This window comes from Paracoccus methylarcula, assembly GCF_003007735.2.
In the GTDB taxonomy this organism is placed as follows: domain Bacteria; phylum Pseudomonadota; class Alphaproteobacteria; order Rhodobacterales; family Rhodobacteraceae; genus Paracoccus; species Paracoccus methylarcula.
In genome coordinates this window covers 243093-263623 of sequence record NZ_PXNQ02000005.1, presented here as the reverse complement: position 1 = coordinate 263623, position 20531 = coordinate 243093, and the positions used below count along the sequence as shown (strand labels likewise).

Below are 20531 nucleotides of genomic sequence, written 5' to 3'. Positions count from 1 at the left end.
ATCACTGCGATCACTTTATTATTCATTCATTTTCCGCCATGCCTTCCACCGCCGCAAGAGGCAAGCCCGCCTCCACGTCGCCAGGTATCGCCGGCGCCGGCGGTGACTCGCCGGTTCCCATCAGGCCCAGTTCAACCATCTGCTTCCATCCCTGATAACGCAGTGAACCGCCGTGCCACAGAATCGGCGCATCGGCGATAGCCCGGTGATAATCCACGAAACTATCGGGATCCGTGAAATGTTGCCGGCGCTGAAGCTCCTCGACGGATTTCTCGACGATCTCAGGCAGGAACTTGCTATGCAAAAGCACACCGGAAAGCCGGGAATCGCCGGGGCCGTCATACAGGTCGTTCAGCCCTGCCGGCAGCAGGGAATGGGTCGAATTGACATAGACATATCGCCAATGCCAGCGGATCAGGGGCAGCTTGTTCAGGGTCGGCGCACGATCGGGCTCCGACGAGAAGAAAACCCGCTCACGAACACCGCCCCTGACGATGCGATTGCCCTTGGGCTGTGCGATCGTGCATCGATAGGGACCGGCATCGAACCAAGGCAAACGCTCGGTCAAAGGGGCATCTGCCAAGGCATCCGCCTGTCCGAGCGGAGCCCGTGGATAGAGATCCAGCATCAATGCGCCCATGCCACGCTGACCCCGGCCGTCCAGCCGTGACGTCAGGTCAGAGAGATTGCGACGATCCCAGTCCGGATAAACCAGTAGCTCGTCGGCATCGACCGTAACGCACCAATGGTCATGGCCATGGCGCAGCAGCAACGCCCCTACCCAGTCCATCCCGAATCTGGTTGTCCTGTAGCTGTCGCGGCTGCGCCATAACGACAGATCGGATTGCCGCAGCAGGAACTCGGTCGAGCCGTCATTGCTGTCATTGTCCACGATCAGGAAATGCTGAACCCCCAACCGCCGGTAATGCGCGAGGAACTCGGGCAAACGGGCGGCCTCGTTCCGGATCGAGGCAAACAGCAGGATATCACCCTTTCCGATCGACGCGGTGCGATCCGAAAGCGGCGACAGCCTGCGACCGGTCCGGATCGCCCGCCACAGCAACTCGCGCCGTTTCCAGCGCAGGCGATATGCGATCCAGGCCCGGTGCAGGCGGCCGGTTGTCTGACCCGATTCCGTGCTCAAGCCCGGTAATTGCCGGTTTGATGCCAGCGCCAGGCATCACGGATCATCTGTTCCATGGTCGAGCGGTCGGGCCGCCAACCCAGCTCATCCCTGGCCCGCTGACTTCCACAGACCAGCTTGACTGCATCACCACCGCGGCGCGGCCCATCGACCATCGGCACTGGGCGGTTGGTCACGTGGCGCGTGGCATCCACGACCTCGCGAACCGAGAAACCATCGCCGGTTCCCAGGCAGAAGACCTGGCTTTCCTTGCCCGACCGAAGCCATTCCAGCCCCTTCACATGGGCGTCCACCAAATCCATCACATGAACATAGTCACGGATGCAGGTGCCATCGGCGGTCGGATAATCGGTGCCGTGGATCGTCAAGGCTTCGCGGCGGCCATCCACGGCATCGAGGATCAGCGGGATCAGATGGGTCTCGGGGCGGTGAAACTCGCCGATCTCGGTTTCGGGATCGGCACCCGCAACGTTGAAATAGCGGAAGATCACATGCCGCAGCCCATGCGCCGCGCCGAAATCGACCAGCATGTCCTCGATCGCCCGCTTGCTGGCGCCATAGGCGTTCAGCGGCGCTTGCGCCGAATGCTCGTCCAGCACCTCGCCATCGCAATCGCCATAGGTCGCACAGGTCGAGCTGAAGACGAAATCCAGGCAATCCGCCGCAACCGCCGCCTCGATGAGATTCAGCGAGCCGCAGACATTGTTACGCCAGTATTTTCCGGGTTCCGCCATGGCCTCGCCCACCTGGCTGAGAGCCGCGAAATGCAGCACCGCAACCGGCTTGTACTCGGCAAAAACCGAACCGAGCGCGGCCCGGTCCATCAGGTCGGCCTTGACCAGCGGTCCGAATTTCACCGCATCGGCCCACCCGGTCGACAGGTTGTCCAGTGTCACCGGCACATATCCCGCCCGAGCCAGCGCCTTGCAAGCATGCGAGCCGATGTAACCGGCCCCGCCGGTAACCAACACTTTATCGGGCATGCAATTACTCCGCCGCGCGCCGTGTTGCCGAAACACCGTTCAGATAATCGAGGAATTCTTCCCTCAGCTCATCGCGCTCCAGGCCGAAGGCGACCGTCGCCTGCAGGAAACCTGCCTTCGAACCGCAGTCGAACCGTTGCCCACGGAACCGCAAGCCAAAGACGTCATGGCCATTCTCGATCTCATCGGCGATCGCATCCGTCAGCTGAATCTCGCCGCCCGAGCCCTGCTTCAGGCTGTTGAGATTCCTCATCACGCTCGGCGCGAGGATATAGCGACCGATGACGGCAAGGTTCGACGGGGCGGAGCCCAGCGCGGGCTTTTCCACCATACCCTTGGCCCGGACGATGGCGCCCATATCCTCGGCCACGTCCAGCACACCGTAGGCGGAGGCTTTTTCCTCGGGAACCTCCATCGTGGCGACCATGCTGCCGCCGGTCTCGCCATAAGCTTCGATCATCTGCTGGAGACAGGGCGGCTCGCCCATGATCACATCATCGGTCAGGATAACCGCGAAAGGTTCGTCATCGGCCAGCAAGCGGCGCGCACACCAGACCGCATGTCCCAGTCCCAGGGCCTTGTGCTGCCGGATATAGGCGATGGCGCCCGATTCCATGTTCGTTTCGCGCAGCGTCCGCAGCAATGCGTCCTTGCCGGCCTTCTTGAGATTGGCTTCCAGTTCGTGCGCGTGATCGAAATAATCCTCGAGCGCGCCCTTGCCCCGGGAGGTGACGAAGATGAACTCCTTGATCCCGGCTGCCCGCGCCTCGTCGATAGCATATTGGATCAACGGCCGGTCGACCAGCGTCATGATCTCTTTCGGAATGCTCTTGGTCGCGGGCAAAAAGCGCGTTCCCAGACCGGCCACCGGGAAAATGGCTTTGGTTACTTTACGACTCATGCATAGTACCCTTTTTTCTGCAGTTTGCTTGATCACACATGTGATACGGCAAAGTTCGGGGCGTATAGCCCCATCGCGTCCTAACGCGTCGCAGACACGATAGTTCGTTCAATTGCTCAAAGAAAGATGACGGTTCTTGTAAATATCAGGCATAAGCCGGTTTCCACTCATCACACAAATCCACTCTTTAACACAGGCCGAGACCACACCGTCAGTCGAGCTTCATGGCTCCCATCATCGCTTCCAACCGGGAAACATCCTCGGGATTGTTCAGTTCCCAGAACTGGCGGCCGCGCGACTCGACTTCGACACAGAGAACCTTGCCACCACGCTCCAGAAAACGCAATTGCTCCAATCCTTCCAGTTTTTCCAGCACCCCTTCGGACCACCGGGGATAGGCCTTCAACGCAGGGGGACGGTAAGCATAGACCCCGACATGATGATAAACAGGGCTGGGATCATCCGCGCCGAATTCGTCGGCGGCATAGGGGATGACCTCCTTGGAAAAATACAGCGCCTGCCCGTCATGACCGAAGACCGCCGTTGTCCCGCCAACCCGTCCCGCCTTGCGATCCGCCAGCAGATCCGCGCGCATCCGGCCGGTGCAGCGCAGAACCGGGGTCGCCACATCGGCACCGGGATCGGCACGCAACCCCGCCACCAGATCCTCGACGAACCATGCCGGTGTAAGCGGCGCGTCGCCCTGGAAGTTCACCACGATCTCGGGTGAGATTCCCAGGATCTCCACGGCCTCGGCACAGCGTTCCGTGCCGTTTCGGCAGTGCTGCGAGGTCATGACCACTTCGGCGCCGAAATCCTCGGCATGATCGCGAATCCGTTCATCCTCGGTCGCCACGACGACCCGGTCCGCGCCCGATACCGCCGACGCGGCATCCCAGCTGCGGCGAATCAGGCTGCGGGACTCGCCCGACACCCCTTTCAATTCAACCAGAGGCTTGCCCGGAAAGCGCGTCGAGGCATGGCGTGCCGGAATGACGATCAGGACCGACATCTTCAGGTCTTCACCAGCAGCACCCCGGGTGCATAGGCAATGAAGAACGGGTTCTCGAAGCCCGGCTTTCCGTAGGCGAGCGGGCTGTGATCGTCGAAGCGCACCACTTCTCCGCCGGCGCCGCGCAATACCGCGTCGCCCGCAGCCGTGTCCCATTCCATGGTGCGACCAAGCCGGGGATACAGATCCGCCTCGCCTGTCGCGACAAGGCAGAATTTCAGGGACGAGCCGGCGCTCGTCATGTCCCTGACGCCGTATCGGGCGATATAGTCGTCCGTTGCCGCGTCACGGTGGGATTTCGAGGCCACCACCATCAGCCCGCGATTGTCGGGCGTCGGGTTCACGCCGACCGAATGCTGCTCTCCCGGCTGATCTCCGAACGGCCCCCGCTCCTCGACGGAACGGCCATCCGCGGTCGTATAGAAGAGGCGGCCTTTCGCAGGCGCGTAAACGATACCGCGCACCGGGACACCATTCTCGACATAGGCGATATTGACGGTGAAATCCCCGCGGCGCTGCACGAACTCCTTCGTTCCGTCCAGCGGGTCGACGATCAGGAAGGTCCCGCCGGTCTGTGCATGAGTCGCGGCCTGCTCCTCGGTCACCAGCGGGATATCGGGAAAGGACTCGCGCAGCCCGGCGGAAATCAGCGCATCCGCGGCCTCGTCGGCGGCGGTGACCGGCGAATCGTCGGATTTGGCACGAACATCAAAGTCATCCGCCTCGTAGATTTCCATGATCTTCTGCCCAGCCTGCAACGCGAGGCGGCGCATTTCGGTGATGAGTCGATCAAATTGCATCCAGTTTTCCTTCACTTCGTTACCAACCGCCCCTCGTCCCGATTGTGCGGGCTTACATATTCACTTATGCTCGCGCAACATCGGTTGGACAAGGCTCCAACAAACTTGGCGTGATATCGCGTTTTTCATTGTCCGAACCACAACACGGCTGATTTTCACATTGTTTACCCAACGCCGAAACCGCAACCTGCTGGAAGCAACCGGCACGACGCTGACCCTGATATACCATCAGACGGTCTACAGCCTGCGCAACAGTCACAGCAACGCGATCATCGGGCTCTTGCTGACGATCCTTCAGACGGCGATTTTCGTGGCCATCTTCCTGCTGCTGTATATGCTGATCGGGCTGCGCAGTTCACCCATTCGCGGCGATTTCATGCTTTATGTCATGTCAGGCATCTTCACATTCATGACGCATGTGAAGACAGTGGCCGCTGTCGCCAACAGTCATTCCATCGGCGGCGCCCTGGGCAAGCACGAGCCTCTCAATCCCGCCATCCTGATTGCCGCGGCGGCGCTTTCCACCCTGTATCAGCAGATCATTGGTGGCGCCACGATCATGATCCTCTACCATATCTTGATGGAGCCGGTCTCGGTGTATTTCTTCCCGGGCTGTCTCGCGATGTTCCTGCTGTCCTGGTTCGGCGGCGTCTGCGTCGGATTGGTTTTCCTGGGAATCAGGCCCTGGTCCCCCAAGACCACCGGGCTGCTCACCATGATATACCAGCGTGCGAACATGATCGCCTCGGGAAAGATGTTCGTCGCCAACTCCCTGCCGAACATCATGCTGCCATGGTTTTCATGGAATCCGCTCTTCCATCTGATCGACCAGACTCGCGGCTTTCTCTTTGTCAACTACACGCCGCAAAAGACGGATTACCATTATGCAATCTGGGTGTTCATCGCACTCCTGATGATCGGATTGCTGATCAATTTCACGACGCGCAAATACGAATCGATCAGTTGGAACGCAACCGTATAGGCACCTGATCCGCAGCATCGCCTACCGGTTACGCAGCGCCGCCTGAATTGCCTTGTCGAGGGATTGCAGAAAGCGCGACCGGTCGGCCCTGGTGAACGCCGCGCCGCCGCCGCGATGGAATGGATCCGCCGCGCGGATATCGCTCATCAAGTCGCGGGTCGCGAGGCGCGGGCCGATATTCGCCATGGTCAGCATGTCGCCATCATGCTGCATGACCTGCGCCCCGGCCTTCAGACATCGATCAGCCAGCACGATATCCGCCGTAACCACGATATCGCCCGGCCCGCATCTTTCGGCAATCCAGCGGTCGGCGATATCGGGCCCCTCGTCAACGATGACAAGCGACACGAGCGGATTGGCCGAGGGCCGCAATCCGCCATTGCAGACAAGGATCATCGGGACGCGCAATCGGGTGGCGACCCGCTCGGCCTCTGCCTTGACCGGGCAGGCATCCGCATCGATATACAGGGTGGTCATGCGGCCCCCCCTCCCCGGCAGGGTATGCAATCAGTCACGCAGCAATTCGTTGACCGAGGTCTTGGCGCGGGTCCGGGCATCCACCCGCTTCACGATCACCGCGCAATAGAGGTTCACCCCGTTCTTCGAGGGCAGCGACCCCGACACGACGACCGAACCGGCCGGAACCTCGCCATACATGATTTCGCCGGTTTCGCGATCCACGATCTTGGTCGACTGGCCGATGAAAACGCCCATGCCCAGCACCGAGCCCTCGCGGACGATACAGCCCTCGACCACCTCGGAGCGTGCGCCGATGAAGCAGTCATCCTCGATGATGGTCGGCCCGGCCTGCAGCGGTTCAAGTACGCCGCCGATCCCGACGCCGCCCGACAGGTGGACATTCTTGCCGATCTGCGCGCAGGATCCGACCGTGGCCCATGTATCAACCATCGTTCCCTCGCCCACATTGGCGCCCAGGTTGACGAAGGACGGCATCAGCACCGCCCCCTTGCCGATAAAGGCGCTGCGCCGCACGATAGCACCCGGCACCGCGCGGAACCCTGCGGCGCGCCATTGATTGTCGCCCCAGTCCTTGAACTTGCTATCGACCTTGTCCCACCAATTCGCGCGCTGAGGAGCACCGGCCATTTCCTCCATATCCCGCAGCCGGAACGACAGCAGGACCGCCTTCTTGGCCCATTGGTTCACATGCCAGTCATTGCCCTGCTTCTCGGCAACGCGCAGCGTGCCGCTATCCAGCCGTTGCAGCGCCTCATCGACCGCTTCGCGGGCTTCGCCTTGCGTGGCGGGAGTGATCTCGGCCCGCTTCTCCCACGCGGCTTCGATGGCTTTTTCCAGGGCTTGGGTCATCTTGGCATTTTCCTTGATCTGTCGCGTTCGGGTGGAAACTGTTTCTTCAGCGCTATAAGCGTAGGAAAAGCCCCGTGCAATCCGCACAGGCCGCCAATCGCGCCGAGGACCCGATGACCGACAAGGAAGAACGCGCCCATTCCATGCCCCATAGCGACGAAGATGCCGCGCGCGCCGAGCGTATTCCGGACACGCCCCAGACCCGTGCCCCGGCCTATCGGCTCGCCTTCACAGACCGGGAGTTTCTCTTGCGCAAAGAACTACGCCCCGTAAGACTGCAACTCGAACTGCTCAAGCCCGAGATGATCATGGATGAGCGGGGGATAGAATCGACGGTGGTCCTGTTCGGTGGTGCACGAATTCCCGCGCCCGAACATGCGGATACGGCGCGCACCCCGACCCTTGGCGCATTGTCCAAATACTACGAACAGGCCCGCCGCTTCGCCCGGATCATGACGGAACGCAGCCTCGCGACCTATGGCCGCGAATTCGTGATCTGCACCGGCGGCGGCCCGGGCGTGATGGAGGCGGGCAATATGGGCGCGGAAGAGGCCGGCGGCCAATCCATCGGCCTGTCCATCGTGCTGCCACATGAACAGGCGCCCAACGACTATGTCACCCCGGATCTGTGCTTCAATTTCCATTACTTCGCCATCCGCAAGATGCATTTCCTGATGCGCGCGCGGGCTGTCACCGTGTTTCCCGGCGGTTTCGGCACCATGGACGAGTTGTTCGAGACACTGACCCTCATCCAGACCGGGCGGATGAAGCGCATTCCGATCCTGCTGTTCGGCCGGGAGTTCTGGGACGAGGTCATAAACTGGAAGGCCCTCGCCAAGGCCGGAACGATCAGCGACGAGGACCTTGACCTGTTCCGCTATGTCGAAACCGCAGACGAGGCGGTCCAGATCATCGACGATTGGGAAACGCCCCGCGACTGAGAAGGGCTGCCCAACGCACCGCCTCTGCACGGCGGTAATTTACATCGAGACAGCTTCAATTCCCGATTGTCAGCGGGATCGGATTTCGCTACGCCCAGATTGTTACGGTATAACGTAACAAACACGAAACATCCCTCCCTGGATGCATTAACCGGAAGAGGTCCATGACGATGCAAATGGCAATCACCAAATATCTTGGCGCAATGGCGGTCGGCTCGATGCTGCTTTTCGCCGTGCAGGCGCAGGCGAACGAAAGCGCCGACAAATCCTCGGCACATGATCATTCGCATGAACATGATCACGCGCATGACACCGACAAATCCGTCTACAAGGGCTATTTCGAAGACAGCCAGGTCGAAGACCGCCCGCTCTCGGATTGGGAAGGCGATTGGCAATCGGTCTATCCCTACCTGATGGATGGCACTCTCGACCCGGTGATGGCCGACAAGGCCGCACATGGCGACAAGACCGCCGAGGAATATCACGCCTATTACGCGACCGGATATAAAACCGATACCGACCGGATCGTCATCGAGGGCGACAGCGCGACCTTTTACGAGGGCGACGCATCGGTGCAGGGAACCTATGCATATGACGGCTATGAAATCCTGACCTACGAAAAGGGCAATCGTGGCGTTCGGTTCATTTTCCAGAAGACCGAAGGCGATAACGAGGCCCCGGACTTCTTCCAGTTCAGCGATCACCGCATCGCCCCCGAGAAATCCGATCACTACCACCTCTACTGGGGCGATGACCGCGCGGCATTGCTGGAAGAAGTGACCAACTGGCCGACCTATTACCCGTCGTCACTCAGCAAAGAGCAGATTGTCGAGGAAATGCTGGCGCATTGACATGGCCGGCCGGCTGCCCGCGTTTCGATCCGGGCAGCCCTTTCGAGCCATCCCGATCCGCAGACGGGAACCTCAGCCCGCCGCTTCGGCGGCGATCTCTGCCCGGCTCTTGCGGCCCCGCTCGGTCGCGGATTTCAACTGACCGCAGGCGGCCATGATATCCTCGCCGCGCGGGGTGCGGATCGGGCTGGCGTAACCGGCCTTGTGGACGATATCGGCGAATGCCTCGATCCGTTCCCAGCTTGACCGCTTATAGGGCGCGCCGGGCCATTCGTTGAAGGGGATCAGGTTGATCTTGGCCGGGATGCCGCGAATCAGTCTGACCAGGCGCCGGGCGTCCTCATCACTGTCATTCACCCCGTCCAGCATCACATATTCGAAGGTGATCCGCTCGCTGTTCGACAGGCGCGGATATTCGCGCAGCGCTTCCAGAAGCGCCTGGATATTCCAACGGCGATTGATCGGCACCAGCTTGTTGCGTATCTCGTCGGTGGTGGCGTGGAAACTGACCGCCAGAAGGCAGCCGATCTCTTCGGCGGTACGCGCGATCTCGGGCACGACACCGCTGGTCGAAAGGGTGATCCGGCGGCGCGACAGGCTCAAGCCCTCGTTATCCATGACCACTTTCATCGCATCGCGCACGCCCTCGAAATTATACAGGGGCTCGCCCATGCCCATCAGCACCATGTTGCTGACCAGCCGCGTCTCGTCCCGGGGCGCCCCCGGCACCGGCCATTCCTCCAGATCATCGCGCGCCACCATGAGTTGGCCAACGATCTCGCCCGGGGTCAGGTTGCGCACCAGTTTCTGAGTGCCGGTATGGCAAAAGGAACAGGTCAGCGTGCAACCCACTTGCGAGGAAACGCAAAGCGTGCCTCGCCCCTCCTCGGGAATGTAGACCGTCTCGACCTCGTGCCCGCCGGCGATTCGCAGCAGGTATTTCCGCGTGCCATCGGCACTGACCTGGCGGCTCACGATCTCGGGCAGGGCGATCTCGAATGCCTCGGCCAGGAGCGCGCGGTAATCCTTGGCCAGGTTGGTCATCTGCGCGAAATCGCGGACGCCCCAATGATAAACCCATTGCCAGACCTGCCCGACCCGCATCTTGGCCTGCTTCTCGGGTGTTCCCGCGGCAATCATCGCCTCACGCAGCTGGTCGCGCGTCAGGCCGACAATATTCACCCGGCCGCCTTCGGGCAGTTTCCGGGGGATGGTCAGGACATCCTGCGTGATCGGAGCGGACATATCGGGGTCACCGGCAAATTGATTGAAGGACCCGCACATAAGCGAAACGGGGCCGTAAATCAACAGGCCCCGCGCAGGACCGCCGGCCCTGCGTGATCAAACTGTCTTCGCTGCCTTACTGGCAGCGCTCTTTCGCGGTATTGGTCGCGGCGGTGATGCCCGAAAGACTGAAAGTGTCCTTGGTAACCGTGCCGCGCGACGACCGGCCGGTGATCGTCGCATTCGACCCTGCCCGCAGCGCACCGATCAGTTTCTGATCCTCCTCGGGGCTGCCGGTCCAGGCGCTCTCACCCTCGGTGAACAGGTTGAATTTCTGTCCACCCACATCAAGTTCGACCGTCGAGTCGGGCGCAAAGGGATAACCGCCGGTAAAGGACACTTCACCGTTCTGACCCGGGCGGTAAGCGACATAGAGGCGGATATCGCCACGGGTCACTTCCTTGGGACTGCCATCCGAATCAGTGTTCACCGTGGATTTCGGAGGCGACACGGCCCAGCATTCCTGCGGATCCGTTGCCGCGAACACGGTCCAGTCCCCTTCGGTCGCAACGACATTGTTGGATTCCTGTGCGCCCGCTGTCCCCAGCCCAGCCATCAGGAGTGCGACTGCGGCCATGCCGCGCAGCGTGATATTCTTCATGCTCTGGTCTCCTGCCATGTTTCGCCGCTCAGTTCGACGTTCTTTTCCCGATTGCGTTGGTCTTTTCAACCACCTGTGGACAGGATAACGAAAATCACCGCATGAAAAAGGGGAACATGCGTAAAATCGCGCAATTGTCAGGGGGAAATCGCGATGCGAGCGGCTGAAATGATCGAGCTATGGCGCGGAGACCGGCGCGAGAGCCTTCATCTGGGCCATGCCGTGATCTGCGACAGCGCCGGGGTGGTCGAGGCCTGGGGCAGCCCGGGCGAGGTGATATTCCCGCGATCCTCCTGCAAGATGATCCAGGCATTGCCGCTGGTGGAAAGCGGCGCCGCGGATGCCGCAGGCCTCAGCGACCGCCAGCTTGCCCTGGCCTGCGCCAGCCATAACGGCGCCCATATTCACGTCGAGGCGGTCGATCGCTGGCTGACCGCGCTTGACCTGCAGGAAACGGATCTGCGCTGCGGCTGCCACATGCCCAAGGACACGGAGGAAAACCGCCGCCTGACCTGTTCGGACCAGAAGCCGGACCAGCGGCATAACAACTGCTCGGGCAAGCATGCCGGTTTCCTGACCCTCAACCGGCATCTGGGCGGCGGGCCGGAATATGTCGAGCCCGACCACCCGGTGCAGAAGGCCGCGAAAGCCGCCTTCGAGGAGGTCACCGGCGAGGACAGCCCCGGTTACGGCATCGATGGCTGCTCGGCACCAAACCATGCTTGCAGCCTCACCGGGCTGGCCAGTGCGATGGCCGCATTCGCCAGTTCCGGCGGCGACCGGAGGGGGCAGGCGATGCGGCGCCTGACCGACGCGATGCGCGCTCATCCGGAAATGGTCGCGGGCGAGGGGCGTGCCTGTACCAGCCTGATGCGCGCGATGCGTGGCAAGGTCGCGGTCAAGACCGGCGCCGAAGGCGTTTTCGTCGCCATCCTGCCCGAACAGGGGCTGGGCATCGCGCTCAAGGCGCAGGACGGTGCCAGCCGTGCCAGCGAAGCGGCAATCGTTGCGCTGCTGCTGCATCTGCAGGTGCTGGACCGGGACGATCCGGTGGTATCGACCTATCTGACCGGCCCGATCCGGAACTGGCGCGGCATCGTCACCGGAGAAATGCGGACCGCGCCGGGATTTCCCGGCTGATACGTCACGAATCCGACGCATTTTTCTGTTTGAATACCGCCATGAGGGCCACGCCCCCAATCGCCCTCTGGATACCGTTCGGCCGGCATCCCTTGGCAGAGCGGGTGCCGGCCCGCCACTCCGCCTCACGCATCCCCGGTCTGACCGCCCGGAATGCTCGTTTCAGACCATGTCCCAGATCAGGCGTAATGCCAGCGCGCCCGATGTCAGGACCAGTAGCGGCTTGATCAGCCGGGCACCGATCCGCGCGGCCAGCCTTGCCCCCAGGGCCGCGCCCGCGATCTGCGCTATCCCCATCATGATCCCCAGCAGCCATAATGGCTGCCCGATCAGCGCGAAGCTCAGCAATCCTCCCAGGTTGGAGAACAGGTTCAAAAGCTTGGTATGGGCGGTCGCCTTCAGCACGCCATATCCGGCAAGCGTCACGAAGGCGATCATGTAGAACGATCCCGCCCCCGGCCCCACCAGCCCGTCATAGAAGCCGATCAGGATCACCGGCAGTCCCAACCGCAGGCCGTCGGTCGGCAGGTATGTAACCAGCGCCGCCCCCGCGATCCCGCCAAGCCCCGCGATCAGCGCGGCCCGCCATTGCGTCCGCGGATCGACCAATCCACGGCGCGCATAGCTGATCGCCGCCGTCGCCGAGCCGAACACCCCCTGCACCTTGTTGGTCGCCAAAGCCTGCGCCGGCGGCACGCCGGCCAGCATCAGCGCCGGCACCGTGATCAATCCCCCGCCACCGGCGATGGCGTCGACGAATCCGGCGACGAATCCCGCGGCAAGCAGGACCATGACAAGATCGAATGACATGTCGAGCATGAAGGATGTCCGGTAACAGGGGATCGGTTTCGCGCCGGGCAATGCGCCTCTTGGCGGATGTTGTAAAGACTGCGGCAAGGCGGGGGTTTCACACCCCCGCACCCCCGTGGGATATTTGCATGAAGAAGAAGGGAGAAAGATCCATGCTGGACCGGTTGGATATGCGGCATCCGCTGATACAGGCGCCGATGGCGGGCGTCTCGACACCGGAATTGGCGGCGGCGGTAAGCGAAGCAGGCGGGTTGGGTTCCGTGGCCCTGGGGGCACTGGATATCCCGGGGGCGAAAGAGGCGATCTCGAAGACACGGGCGCTGACCGCACGGCCCTTTGCGGTGAATTTGTTCTGCCATCGGCCCGCCCGCCGCGACCATGCACGCGAGGCGGCATGGCTGGACCGTCTGCGACCGGAATTCGAGCGTTTCGGCAGCGCTCCGCCGGACCGGTTGGCCGAGATCTATGAAAGTTTCCGCGCCAGCCCTGCCATGCTGGCCACGCTGATCGAGGCGCGCCCGGCAGCAATCAGCTTTCACTTCGGCCTGCCCGAACCTGCGCAGTTGCAGGCGTTGCGGGCCACCGGCGCCGTATTGCTGGCCACCGCGACCAGTGAGACCGAAGGACGGGCCATCGCGGAAGCCGGGCTGGACGGGATCGTCGCGCAGGGATGGCAGGCGGGCGGGCATCGCGGCATGTTCGATCCCGATACCCGGGACGAGCGCCTCGAAACCCTGCCGCTGATCCGCCGGTTGACCGGGCTGGGCCTGCCGGTGATCGCGGCGGGCGGGATCATGACCCGTGAGGATGCGCGGAAGGCGATGGAGGCCGGAGCAGTGGCGGCGCAATGCGGGACGGCCTTCCTGCTGGCTCCCGAGGCCGCGACCTCGGCGGCGCATCGGATGGCGCTGGCCAATGGCAGGACAGCCATGACCCGCGCGATCTCGGGCCGCCCGGCGCGCGGCATGGAAAATCTGTTCACGGCGATCGATGGGACGGATGCAGCGGATTACCCGATTGCCTATGATGCCGGAAAGGCGCTGAACGCGGCGTCGCTGGTGGCGGGAGAAACGGGTTACGGCGCTTTCTGGGCAGGCACGGGCGGGGCAAGCGCCATCGCTCGCCCCGCGGCCGAGACAGTAGCGGCGATCAGCCCGTAACGAAATCCGCCGCTGAATAGCCCTGCAGATACAACAGCGCTGTCAGATCACCGTGATTGATCCGGACCCCCGCCTGCGCGGCGACCGCAGGCTTGGCATGCAGCGCCACGCCCGCCCCGGCCCGTTGCAGCATGCCCAGGTCATTCGCGCCATCCCCCACGGCAAGCACATCCCCGAATGCCAGGCCGCGCGCGGCGGTGATCTCTTCCAGCGCCTCGGTCTTGGCCTCCCGCCCCAGCACCGGCAGGGCGACATGGCCGGTCAGCACCCCGTCCTCGGCCAAGAGCGTATTGGCACGATGCTCGTCGAAACCCAGCCATTGCGCCACCTCCCGGGTGAATGCCGTGAACCCGCCAGAGACCAGCGCAGTATAAGCACCATTCGCGCGCATCGTGGCGACCAGTTCCCGCCCGCCCGGAGCAAGGGTGATCCGTGTCTTCAGCACCTCGCCTATGACGGTTTCCCGCAGCCCCGCCAGCAGGCCGACCCGCTCGACCAGCGCCTCGTGGAAATTCAGCTCGCCATTCATCGCGCGGGAGGTGATCTCGGCGACCCGCGCGCCCACGCCGGCCATATCGGCCAGCTCGTCGATGCATTCCTGCTCGATCATGGTCGAATCCATATCCGCCAGCAGGATCTTCTTGCGCCGCCCGCTGCGAGGCTGGATGACAAGATCCAGCCCGATTGTCTGCAAATCCCCCCAAACCTGGTCGAGATCCCCGGGCATGGCCGGGATGTCGAATTCGGCCGCAATCCCGGGATTGAGCCAGCGCGCCGTGCCGCCCTGCCAGCGCCTCGCCAGTTCGTTGAGCAGTCCGGTCTGCAGATTGGCAAGCTTCGGCGCGGCGATCAGCGAAACGGTATACATGGGGCGGGCCTCCGGCGTGAGTTGCCGTCACGCTCTAGACCAAGTCGCGAATGAAGGGAAATCATTAACGAAGCCATGCCGTGGCCAGCCGAAAGGGCCGGCCACGGACTCGGTTGCGATCAGAATGGGCTGTCGGGGAAGTGGAACTGCTTGGCGTTCTCGGGGGTGATCAGCTGCGAGCCGATGATGAACCGCCCGGTCATCGGCGCGTTCGACACGAAATTCAATGCCGTCATCTCGATCGCCGAGGAAATCAGCGCCGGCGGATAGGTCACGTTCACCGGCAGTTGCGGGTCGCCATCCATGATCCGCTTGACGATCTCTTTCATCCCGCGCCGCCGATCACCCACATCTCGTCCTCGCGCCCGGCTGCCGCGATGGCTTCGAGCACACCGATGGCCATATCGTCGTCAGCCGCCCATACTGCGTTGATTTCTGGGTATTTAGACAGGAAGTCCTGCATCACCGTAAAGGCATCGTCACGGTTCCAGTTGCCGTGTTCCATACTGAGGATCTCGACTTCCGAGCCCTCCAAAGCGGCCTGGAACGCCTCGACCCGCTCATTGTCCAGCGTGGTCGGGATGCCGCGCAGCACCACGATCTTCGAGCCGGGTTCGAGATTGTCCCTGAAATACTCGCCCGCGACGCGACCGAAAGCGGTGTTGTCACCGGCAACATAGAGATCCTCGATCCCTTCCTGGCTCAACCCGCGATCCACGACGGTCACGAATTTGCCCGCCTCTTTCACGGCGGCGACCGGCGCGGTCAGGGGCTCTGATTCAAAAGGCAGAACCACGAGCCCATCGATGTTGCGGGTGGCCATCATGTCCTCGATATCGTTGACCTGCTTGGCGGGATCCCCTGCCGTCGCCAGCACGAATTCGAGGTTGGGATAGTTTCACCCAAGCGCTTGATCGTATCCTGCGCATGCCAGTTCAGCCCGCCCATGAATCCATGCGTTGCAGACGGGATCGACACACCGATCACCTTCTTCTCGGCCTCCTGTGCCGTAGCAGCTCCGGCGGACAGCCCGATCACCGCCATCAATGCGGCAGCTTTCATCAGGTTCCTGCGTTTCATTTTTATTCCTCCCGGTTTTACCGCTCCTCCGCGGTGCGTTTCTCCCGCTGCAGGATCACAGCAAGAACAATAATGACCCCCTGGATCGCCCCGTTGAGATAGGGGCTGACCAGGTCGGCAAGGTTGAGAATATTGTCGATCAGCGACAGGATCAGCACGCCCACGACCGTGCCCCAGACACGCCCCGTGCCGCCCTTGAGCGCGGTGCCGCCGATAATGACGGCGGCGATCGCCTCCAGCTCCCACAGCACCCCGGTCGAGCCCGAGGCCGAACCGAGGCGCGGCACGTAAAGCACCGTCGCCACCCCAACAAGCAGGCCCAGCAGCATATAGGTCATCAGCCGGATACGGTTCACGTCGATGGCCGAATAGCGCGCCACCCGGTCGTTCGAGCCGATGGCCTCGACATGCCGCCCGAACCGGCTGTGCTGCATGATCCATTCGCCTGCGAAGGCAACAAGGGCAAAGGTGATGATCGGCCATGTGATCCAGCCGATACCGCCGTAATAGACGGGCCGATACAGCGTGCGCAGCCCGTAATCGAGGCTGAGCGTGCCGCCATCCGCCAGCCATGTCACCAGCGAACGGAAGATCCCCATGGTGCCCAGGGTCACGATGAAGGGCTCGATCCGCGCCTTGGTGATCAGCGCGCCATTCAGGTAACCGGCGACCAGCCCACCAAGCACCGCCACCCCCATGCCAACCAGGATCGTGCCCCAGTTCTCGCCCATTCCCGGCAGGGCGGCATTCATGGCGATGATGGCGATTCCGGCCAGGAAGGCCGCCATCGAGCCGACCGACAGGTCCAGCCCTCCGGCGGTAATGACAAAGGTCATCCCGACAGCGATAAGGCCGATGAAAGCCGAGCGCGCCAGCACATTGGTGATATTGCCCGGCGCGAGAAAGGCGGGGTTCAGCAACGCGCCCAGCACGATCAGGGCAATCAGCGCGACCAGCGGGCCGAGAGTGTGAAGATCGGGTTTGCTCATGCGGCCTCTCCGGAAACGCCCATGGCGAGGCGTACGATATTGTCTTCGGTCATGCTGTCCCCTTCGACCTGTCCCGCCAGCCGCCCCTCGCGCATCACAAGCACGCGGTCGGAAAGGCCGATCACCTCGGTCATTTCGCTGCTGATGACGATCACACTGCGGCCTTCCGCCGAGAGATTGCGGATGAAAGCGTAGATCTGGCTCTTGGTGCCGACATCTATGCCGCGTGTCGGCTCGTCGATGATGATGATCTGCGGATCGGGCAGCATGGTCTTGGCGAGAAGCAGTTTTTGCTGGTTTCCGCCCGACAGCTTGCCAGCCACCATGTCGCGGCGCGGGGCACGGATGTCGAAATCCCCGGTCGCCTTGTCCAGTGCGGCGTCCTCGGCCGCGGTATCCAGCCGGAACCTGCCGAAACGCTCCAACGTGGCCAGCGTCAGGTTCTCGCGCAGCCCCTTGTCCAGCAGAAGGCCCGCTTCCTTGCGATCCTCGGTCAGATAGGCAAGCCCGGAGGCGAAAGCATCACGCAGGTTATTGATTGCAACGGGCTGGCCATTCACCCGGATCTCACCGCTGGCAGCGCGCAGACCGACCAGCCCCTCGGCCAGTTCGGTCCGTCCGGAGCCGACCAGCCCGGCAATGCCCAGCACCTCGCCCTTGCGCAGGGTGAAGCCGACATCGCGGACCTTTCCCGGAATGCTCAGGCCACTGACCTCCAGCGCGGATTCGTCGGATGGCTGGCCCTTGGGCGGGTAGAAATCCTGCAATTCGCGCCCGACCATGGCGGCGGCCATGCTGTCCTCGTCCAACTCCCCGCGCATGGCACGGCGCACGACGCTGCCGTCACGCAATACCGTTATGCGGTCGGCCAGATGCGCGACCTCGTCCAGCCGGTGCGAGCAATAGAGGATCGCCACACCCTCGGCCCGCAAGCGGTCGATCTGCTCGTAAAGAGTGCCGACCTCGCGATGGGTCAGCACGGCGCTTGGCTCGTCCATGATCAGGACACGGGCATTGCGCGACAGGGCCTTGCCGATCTCGACCATCTGGCGGTCGGGAACCGACAATTCGCGGATCCGGGCTTCCGGTGCGATAGGGCTGTGCAGCCGTTCCAGCAGCGCTGCTGTCTGCTTGCGCATGGCAGCGTGATCCAGCCGCCAACCGCCGATCTCGCGCCCCAGGAACATGTTGGCGGCAACCGAAAGATCGGGCGCAAGGTTGAATTCCTGGTGGATGACGACGATTCCCGCCGCCTCGGCCTCGGGGCCACTGCCGAAAGCCACCGGTTGACCGTTCAGCAAGACATGCCCCCCGGTCGGGTCCAGGAACCCGCCGAGGATCTTCATGATCGTCGATTTGCCCGCGCCGTTCTCGCCGATCAGCGCGTGAACTTCTCCCGGTTCAAGGGCTAGGTCAACATTGTGTAGAACCTCGATGGGACCGAAGCTTTTCGAGACATCCTGCAGCGCAGGATCGTCATTCGCCCAGTTCGACCCAGGCACCATCCTGTGCGGATGATGCCTTGGCCGCCGCGATGAAGCTCATCCCCGACAGCCCCGCCATCAATCCCGGCACGCGATCCTGATCGGTGGTGTCGCCCCGGATGATCGCGGCGATATCGCTGTAGAGATTGGCGAAACCTTCCAGATAGCCCTCGGGATGGCCCGGCGGGGTGCGATAGGAGGCGGAACGATCCTGCGCCCGCGTCAGGATTTGCGCCGGGCCGTCCTTGGGCGTCAGGATCAGCCTTTCGCTTTCCTGCAAGCGCCACTCCAGCGCCGCCTCGGTCCCGAACAGCCGTAACGACAACCCGTTTTCCTGCCCCACGGCGACCTGGCTGGCCCAGAGCCCGCCCTTGGCGCCAGAGGCATAACGCAGCGACACGCGCGCGTCGTCGTCGATAGGACGCCCCGGAACGATGCTGGATACCTCGGCCGACAGATGGCTGGGCGTGTAGCCGGTGACGAATTGCGCCAATTGCCACGCATGTGTCCCGATATCGCCAAGCGCTCCCGCCCCGGCCTGCGCCGGATCTGTGCGCCACGCGGCCTGCTTGTTGTCCACCTCGTCGGTCAGCCAGCCCTGCAGATACTCGGCCTGCACCAGCCGGATTTGCCCGAGGGCCCCCTCTGCAACCAATGCGCGGGCTTCGCGCACCATGGGCAAGGCGCAATAATTATGGGTCAGGAAGAATCGCACGCGCGATGCCCGGACCGCTTCGGCCAGGGCCTGCGCCTGCTCGGGCGTCGCGGTCAGGGGCTTGTCGCAGATGACGTGAATGCCCGCGTTCAGGAAGGCGATGGCCGGGGCCGCGTGCAGATGGTTCGGCGTCACGATGCTGACGGCCTCGATCCCGTCCTCGCGGGCGGCCTCGGCCTGCGCCATCTCGTTGAAATCGGCATAGCTGCGATCCAGCCCCAGTTCCGCCGCGCTTGCCGCCGCCCGCTCGGGATCCGACGAGAGAGCACCCGCGACGATCTGGTAATGCCCGTCCATCCGGGCGGCGATGCGGTGGATCGCGCCGATGAAAGCCCCGCTGCCACCGCCGACCATGCCTAAACGTATCGGTTTCATGTCAACCCCAATGCCTTGTCGATTGCCGCGCGATCGAAGCCGGATGCCGCGAAATCGTCGAAGGCATGCGGCGTCACCCGGATGATGTGATCGCGCACGAATTGCGCCCCCTCACGCGCCCCGTCCTCGGGATGTTTCAGCGCGCATTCCCACTCTACCACGGCCCAACCATCGAATCCGTATTGGGTCAGCTTGGAAAACACCCCGCCGAAATCCACCTGTCCGTCGCCGGGACTGCGGAACCGCCCCGCCCGGTCGGCCCAGCCCTGATAGCCGCCATAGACGCCCTGCCGCCCGGTCGGTCGGAACTCGGCATCCTTGACGTGGAACATGCGAATCCGCTCGTGGTAGATGTCGATATTCTGCAGGTAGTCCAGTTGCTGCAGGATGTAATGCGACGGATCGTAAAGCATGTTCGCGCGGGCATGGCCGCCGACGCGATCAAGGAACATCTCGTAGGTCACGCCATCATGCAGATCTTCGCCCGGATGGATCTCGTAGCAGATATCGACACCCTGTTCCTCGGCCAGATCCAGCAGAGGCCGCCAACGCTCGGCCAGCGTGTCGAAAGCCGCCTCGACCAGCCCCGGCGCGCGCTGCGGCCACGGGTAGAGATAGGGCCAGGCCAGGGCACCGGAGAATGTCGCCATCGCATTCAGCCCCAGCAACCGGCTGACGCGGATCGCACGGGCGACCTGATCGACAGCCCATTCCTGCCTTGCCTTGGGATTGCCATGCAGCCGGGCGGGCGCGAAAGCATCGAAGCCCGCGTCATAGGCGGGATGCACGGCGACCAGTTGCCCTTGCAGATGGGTGGAAAGCTCGGTCACCTCGACGCCGTTCTGCCGGGCGATGCCCAGGAATTCGTCGCGGTAATCCTGCGAATCCTCGGCCCGGTCGAGATCGAGTATCCGGGGATCGTTGGTCGGCACCTGCACCCCGGCATAGCCGCATTCGGCCGCCCATTTGGTGATCCCGTCCCAACTGTCGAAAGGCGCCTCATCACCGATGAACTGCGCCAGAAACAATGCCGGCCCCTTGATGGTCTGCATGAGTCCTCCCTCGCTTGCGGGCAATCTGCA

20 protein-coding genes and 1 pseudogene are annotated in these 20531 nt (G+C 62.8%); 5 read left to right on the top strand and 16 right to left on the bottom strand.

What is annotated here, in order from left to right; all coding sequences use genetic code 11:
* Window positions 1-22 precede the first annotated feature (22 nt).
* The 5 genes from A7A09_RS10210 to cysQ all read right to left on the bottom strand — a co-directional run bounded on the left by A7A09_RS10210 (window position 23) and on the right by cysQ (window position 4840).
* Window positions 23-1144: a glycosyltransferase family 2 protein gene (locus A7A09_RS10210; protein WP_106691289.1), complete on the bottom strand. Its 1122-nt coding sequence runs from the start codon at window positions 1142-1144 to the stop codon at window positions 23-25.
* The gene (galE, locus tag A7A09_RS10205; RefSeq protein ID WP_106691288.1) at window positions 1141-2127 is read right to left on the bottom strand and encodes a UDP-glucose 4-epimerase GalE; all 987 of its coding nucleotides are present in this window, start codon (window positions 2125-2127) and stop codon (window positions 1141-1143) included. Before galE ends, A7A09_RS10210 begins: the two co-directional genes overlap by 4 nt.
* A gap of 4 nt (window positions 2128-2131) precedes the next feature.
* Window positions 2132-3028: a UTP--glucose-1-phosphate uridylyltransferase gene (locus A7A09_RS10200; RefSeq protein WP_106691287.1), complete on the bottom strand. Its 897-nt coding sequence runs from the start codon at window positions 3026-3028 to the stop codon at window positions 2132-2134.
* 211 nt (window positions 3029-3239) lie between these two features.
* Window positions 3240-4040, bottom strand: a complete 801-nt coding sequence (gene kdsB / locus A7A09_RS10195) for a 3-deoxy-manno-octulosonate cytidylyltransferase (protein ID WP_106691286.1) — start codon at window positions 4038-4040, stop codon at window positions 3240-3242.
* A 2-nt stretch (window positions 4041-4042) separates the two neighbouring features.
* Window positions 4043-4840, bottom strand: coding sequence for a 3'(2'),5'-bisphosphate nucleotidase CysQ (gene cysQ, locus A7A09_RS10190; protein WP_106691354.1), 798 nt, complete (start codon window positions 4838-4840; stop codon window positions 4043-4045).
* A gap of 160 nt (window positions 4841-5000) precedes the next feature.
* Between cysQ and A7A09_RS10185 the strand changes: the two genes are divergently transcribed.
* The gene (locus A7A09_RS10185; protein ID WP_106691285.1) at window positions 5001-5822 is read left to right on the top strand and encodes an ABC transporter permease; all 822 of its coding nucleotides are present in this window, start codon (window positions 5001-5003) and stop codon (window positions 5820-5822) included.
* A gap of 21 nt (window positions 5823-5843) precedes the next feature.
* Here the strand turns inward: A7A09_RS10185 and A7A09_RS10180 are convergent, their stop codons facing one another.
* Both A7A09_RS10180 and dapD read right to left on the bottom strand, forming a co-directional pair.
* Window positions 5844-6299 (bottom strand): YaiI/YqxD family protein, encoded by a 456-nt coding sequence (locus A7A09_RS10180; RefSeq protein WP_106691284.1) that lies wholly within the window; start codon window positions 6297-6299, stop codon window positions 5844-5846.
* Window positions 6300-6329: 30 nt separating this feature from the next.
* Window positions 6330-7151 carry a 2,3,4,5-tetrahydropyridine-2,6-dicarboxylate N-succinyltransferase gene (dapD, locus tag A7A09_RS10175; protein ID WP_106691283.1) on the bottom strand — a complete coding sequence of 274 codons (822 nt, stop codon included), beginning with the start codon at window positions 7149-7151 and terminating at the stop codon, window positions 6330-6332.
* Window positions 7152-7264: 113 nt separating this feature from the next.
* Between dapD and A7A09_RS10170 the strand changes: the two genes are divergently transcribed.
* Together A7A09_RS10170 and A7A09_RS10165 are read left to right on the top strand one after the other, a co-directional pair.
* Window positions 7265-8092, top strand: coding sequence for an LOG family protein (locus A7A09_RS10170; protein ID WP_106691353.1), 828 nt, complete (start codon window positions 7265-7267; stop codon window positions 8090-8092).
* A gap of 170 nt (window positions 8093-8262) precedes the next feature.
* Window positions 8263-8943, top strand: a complete 681-nt coding sequence (locus A7A09_RS10165) for a ZinT family metal-binding protein (protein WP_106691352.1) — start codon at window positions 8263-8265, stop codon at window positions 8941-8943.
* 72 nt (window positions 8944-9015) lie between these two features.
* Here A7A09_RS10165 and rlmN read toward each other — a convergent pair whose 3' ends face one another.
* Both rlmN and A7A09_RS10155 read right to left on the bottom strand, forming a co-directional pair.
* Window positions 9016-10188 (bottom strand): dual-specificity RNA methyltransferase RlmN, encoded by a 1173-nt coding sequence (gene rlmN / locus A7A09_RS10160; protein WP_106691351.1) that lies wholly within the window; start codon window positions 10186-10188, stop codon window positions 9016-9018.
* A 115-nt stretch (window positions 10189-10303) separates the two neighbouring features.
* Complete coding sequence (locus A7A09_RS10155) at window positions 10304-10828, bottom strand: invasion associated locus B family protein (RefSeq protein WP_106691350.1); 525 nt, start codon at window positions 10826-10828, stop codon at window positions 10304-10306.
* A 153-nt stretch (window positions 10829-10981) separates the two neighbouring features.
* Between A7A09_RS10155 and A7A09_RS10150 the strand changes: the two genes are divergently transcribed.
* A complete protein-coding gene (locus A7A09_RS10150; protein WP_106691282.1) occupies window positions 10982-11968 on the top strand; it encodes an asparaginase in 987 nt (328 codons plus the stop codon).
* 162 nt (window positions 11969-12130) lie between these two features.
* Here A7A09_RS10150 and A7A09_RS10145 read toward each other — a convergent pair whose 3' ends face one another.
* On the bottom strand, window positions 12131-12787 hold the full coding sequence (locus tag A7A09_RS10145; RefSeq protein WP_106691281.1) for a TSUP family transporter: 657 nt from the start codon (window positions 12785-12787) through the stop codon (window positions 12131-12133).
* A 119-nt stretch (window positions 12788-12906) separates the two neighbouring features.
* Between A7A09_RS10145 and A7A09_RS10140 the strand changes: the two genes are divergently transcribed.
* The gene (locus tag A7A09_RS10140) at window positions 12907-13938 is read left to right on the top strand and encodes an NAD(P)H-dependent flavin oxidoreductase (RefSeq protein ID WP_106691280.1); all 1032 of its coding nucleotides are present in this window, start codon (window positions 12907-12909) and stop codon (window positions 13936-13938) included.
* Here the strand turns inward: A7A09_RS10140 and serB are convergent.
* The 6 genes and pseudogenes from serB to A7A09_RS10110 form a co-directional block, all read right to left on the bottom strand.
* Complete coding sequence (serB, locus tag A7A09_RS10135) at window positions 13928-14806, bottom strand: phosphoserine phosphatase SerB (RefSeq protein ID WP_106691279.1); 879 nt, start codon at window positions 14804-14806, stop codon at window positions 13928-13930. The two genes, A7A09_RS10140 and serB, sit on opposite strands and share 11 nt — an antisense overlap.
* A 119-nt stretch (window positions 14807-14925) precedes the next feature.
* Window positions 14926-15886 (bottom strand): annotated as a pseudogene (locus tag A7A09_RS10130) (ABC transporter substrate-binding protein).
* Between the two features lie 17 nt (window positions 15887-15903).
* Window positions 15904-16875 (bottom strand): ABC transporter permease, encoded by a 972-nt coding sequence (locus A7A09_RS10125; protein WP_106691278.1) that lies wholly within the window; start codon window positions 16873-16875, stop codon window positions 15904-15906.
* The gene (locus tag A7A09_RS10120) at window positions 16872-18377 is read right to left on the bottom strand and encodes a sugar ABC transporter ATP-binding protein (RefSeq protein ID WP_245999262.1); all 1506 of its coding nucleotides are present in this window, start codon (window positions 18375-18377) and stop codon (window positions 16872-16874) included. The genes A7A09_RS10125 and A7A09_RS10120 overlap by 4 nt, the downstream gene beginning before the upstream one ends.
* Entirely contained in the window at window positions 18352-19449 is a 1098-nt protein-coding gene (locus tag A7A09_RS10115; protein WP_106691276.1) for a Gfo/Idh/MocA family protein, read from the bottom strand. The genes A7A09_RS10120 and A7A09_RS10115 overlap by 26 nt, the downstream gene beginning before the upstream one ends.
* Entirely contained in the window at window positions 19446-20501 is a 1056-nt protein-coding gene (locus tag A7A09_RS10110) for a sugar phosphate isomerase/epimerase family protein (protein ID WP_106691275.1), read from the bottom strand. Before A7A09_RS10110 ends, A7A09_RS10115 begins: the two co-directional genes overlap by 4 nt.
* Between the last annotated feature and the right edge of the window lie 30 nt (window positions 20502-20531).

Coding starts and splice junctions, on each gene's coding strand:
- dapD (WP_106691283.1), bottom strand. CDS start 7,151: ATGACCCAAGCCCTGGAAAAAGCCATCGAAGCCGCGTGGGAGAAGCGG.
- A7A09_RS10115 (WP_106691276.1), bottom strand. CDS start 19,449: ATGAAACCGATACGTTTAGGCATGGTCGGCGGTGGCAGCGGGGCTTTC.
- A7A09_RS10145 (WP_106691281.1), bottom strand. CDS start 12,787: ATGCTCGACATGTCATTCGATCTTGTCATGGTCCTGCTTGCCGCGGGA.
- A7A09_RS10180 (WP_106691284.1), bottom strand. CDS start 6,299: ATGACCACCCTGTATATCGATGCGGATGCCTGCCCGGTCAAGGCAGAG.
- A7A09_RS10170 (WP_106691353.1), top strand. CDS start 7,265: ATGACCGACAAGGAAGAACGCGCCCATTCCATGCCCCATAGCGACGAA.
- cysQ (WP_106691354.1), bottom strand. CDS start 4,840: ATGCAATTTGATCGACTCATCACCGAAATGCGCCGCCTCGCGTTGCAG.
- galE (WP_106691288.1), bottom strand. CDS start 2,127: ATGCCCGATAAAGTGTTGGTTACCGGCGGGGCCGGTTACATCGGCTCG.
- serB (WP_106691279.1), bottom strand. CDS start 14,806: ATGTATACCGTTTCGCTGATCGCCGCGCCGAAGCTTGCCAATCTGCAG.
- A7A09_RS10150 (WP_106691282.1), top strand. CDS start 10,982: ATGCGAGCGGCTGAAATGATCGAGCTATGGCGCGGAGACCGGCGCGAG.
- A7A09_RS10125 (WP_106691278.1), bottom strand. CDS start 16,875: ATGAGCAAACCCGATCTTCACACTCTCGGCCCGCTGGTCGCGCTGATT.
- A7A09_RS10140 (WP_106691280.1), top strand. CDS start 12,907: ATGAAGAAGAAGGGAGAAAGATCCATGCTGGACCGGTTGGATATGCGG.
- A7A09_RS10155 (WP_106691350.1), bottom strand. CDS start 10,828: ATGAAGAATATCACGCTGCGCGGCATGGCCGCAGTCGCACTCCTGATG.
- A7A09_RS10165 (WP_106691352.1), top strand. CDS start 8,263: ATGCAAATGGCAATCACCAAATATCTTGGCGCAATGGCGGTCGGCTCG.
- A7A09_RS10110 (WP_106691275.1), bottom strand. CDS start 20,501: ATGCAGACCATCAAGGGGCCGGCATTGTTTCTGGCGCAGTTCATCGGT.
- rlmN (WP_106691351.1), bottom strand. CDS start 10,188: ATGTCCGCTCCGATCACGCAGGATGTCCTGACCATCCCCCGGAAACTG.
- kdsB (WP_106691286.1), bottom strand. CDS start 4,040: ATGTCGGTCCTGATCGTCATTCCGGCACGCCATGCCTCGACGCGCTTT.
- A7A09_RS10200 (WP_106691287.1), bottom strand. CDS start 3,028: ATGAGTCGTAAAGTAACCAAAGCCATTTTCCCGGTGGCCGGTCTGGGA.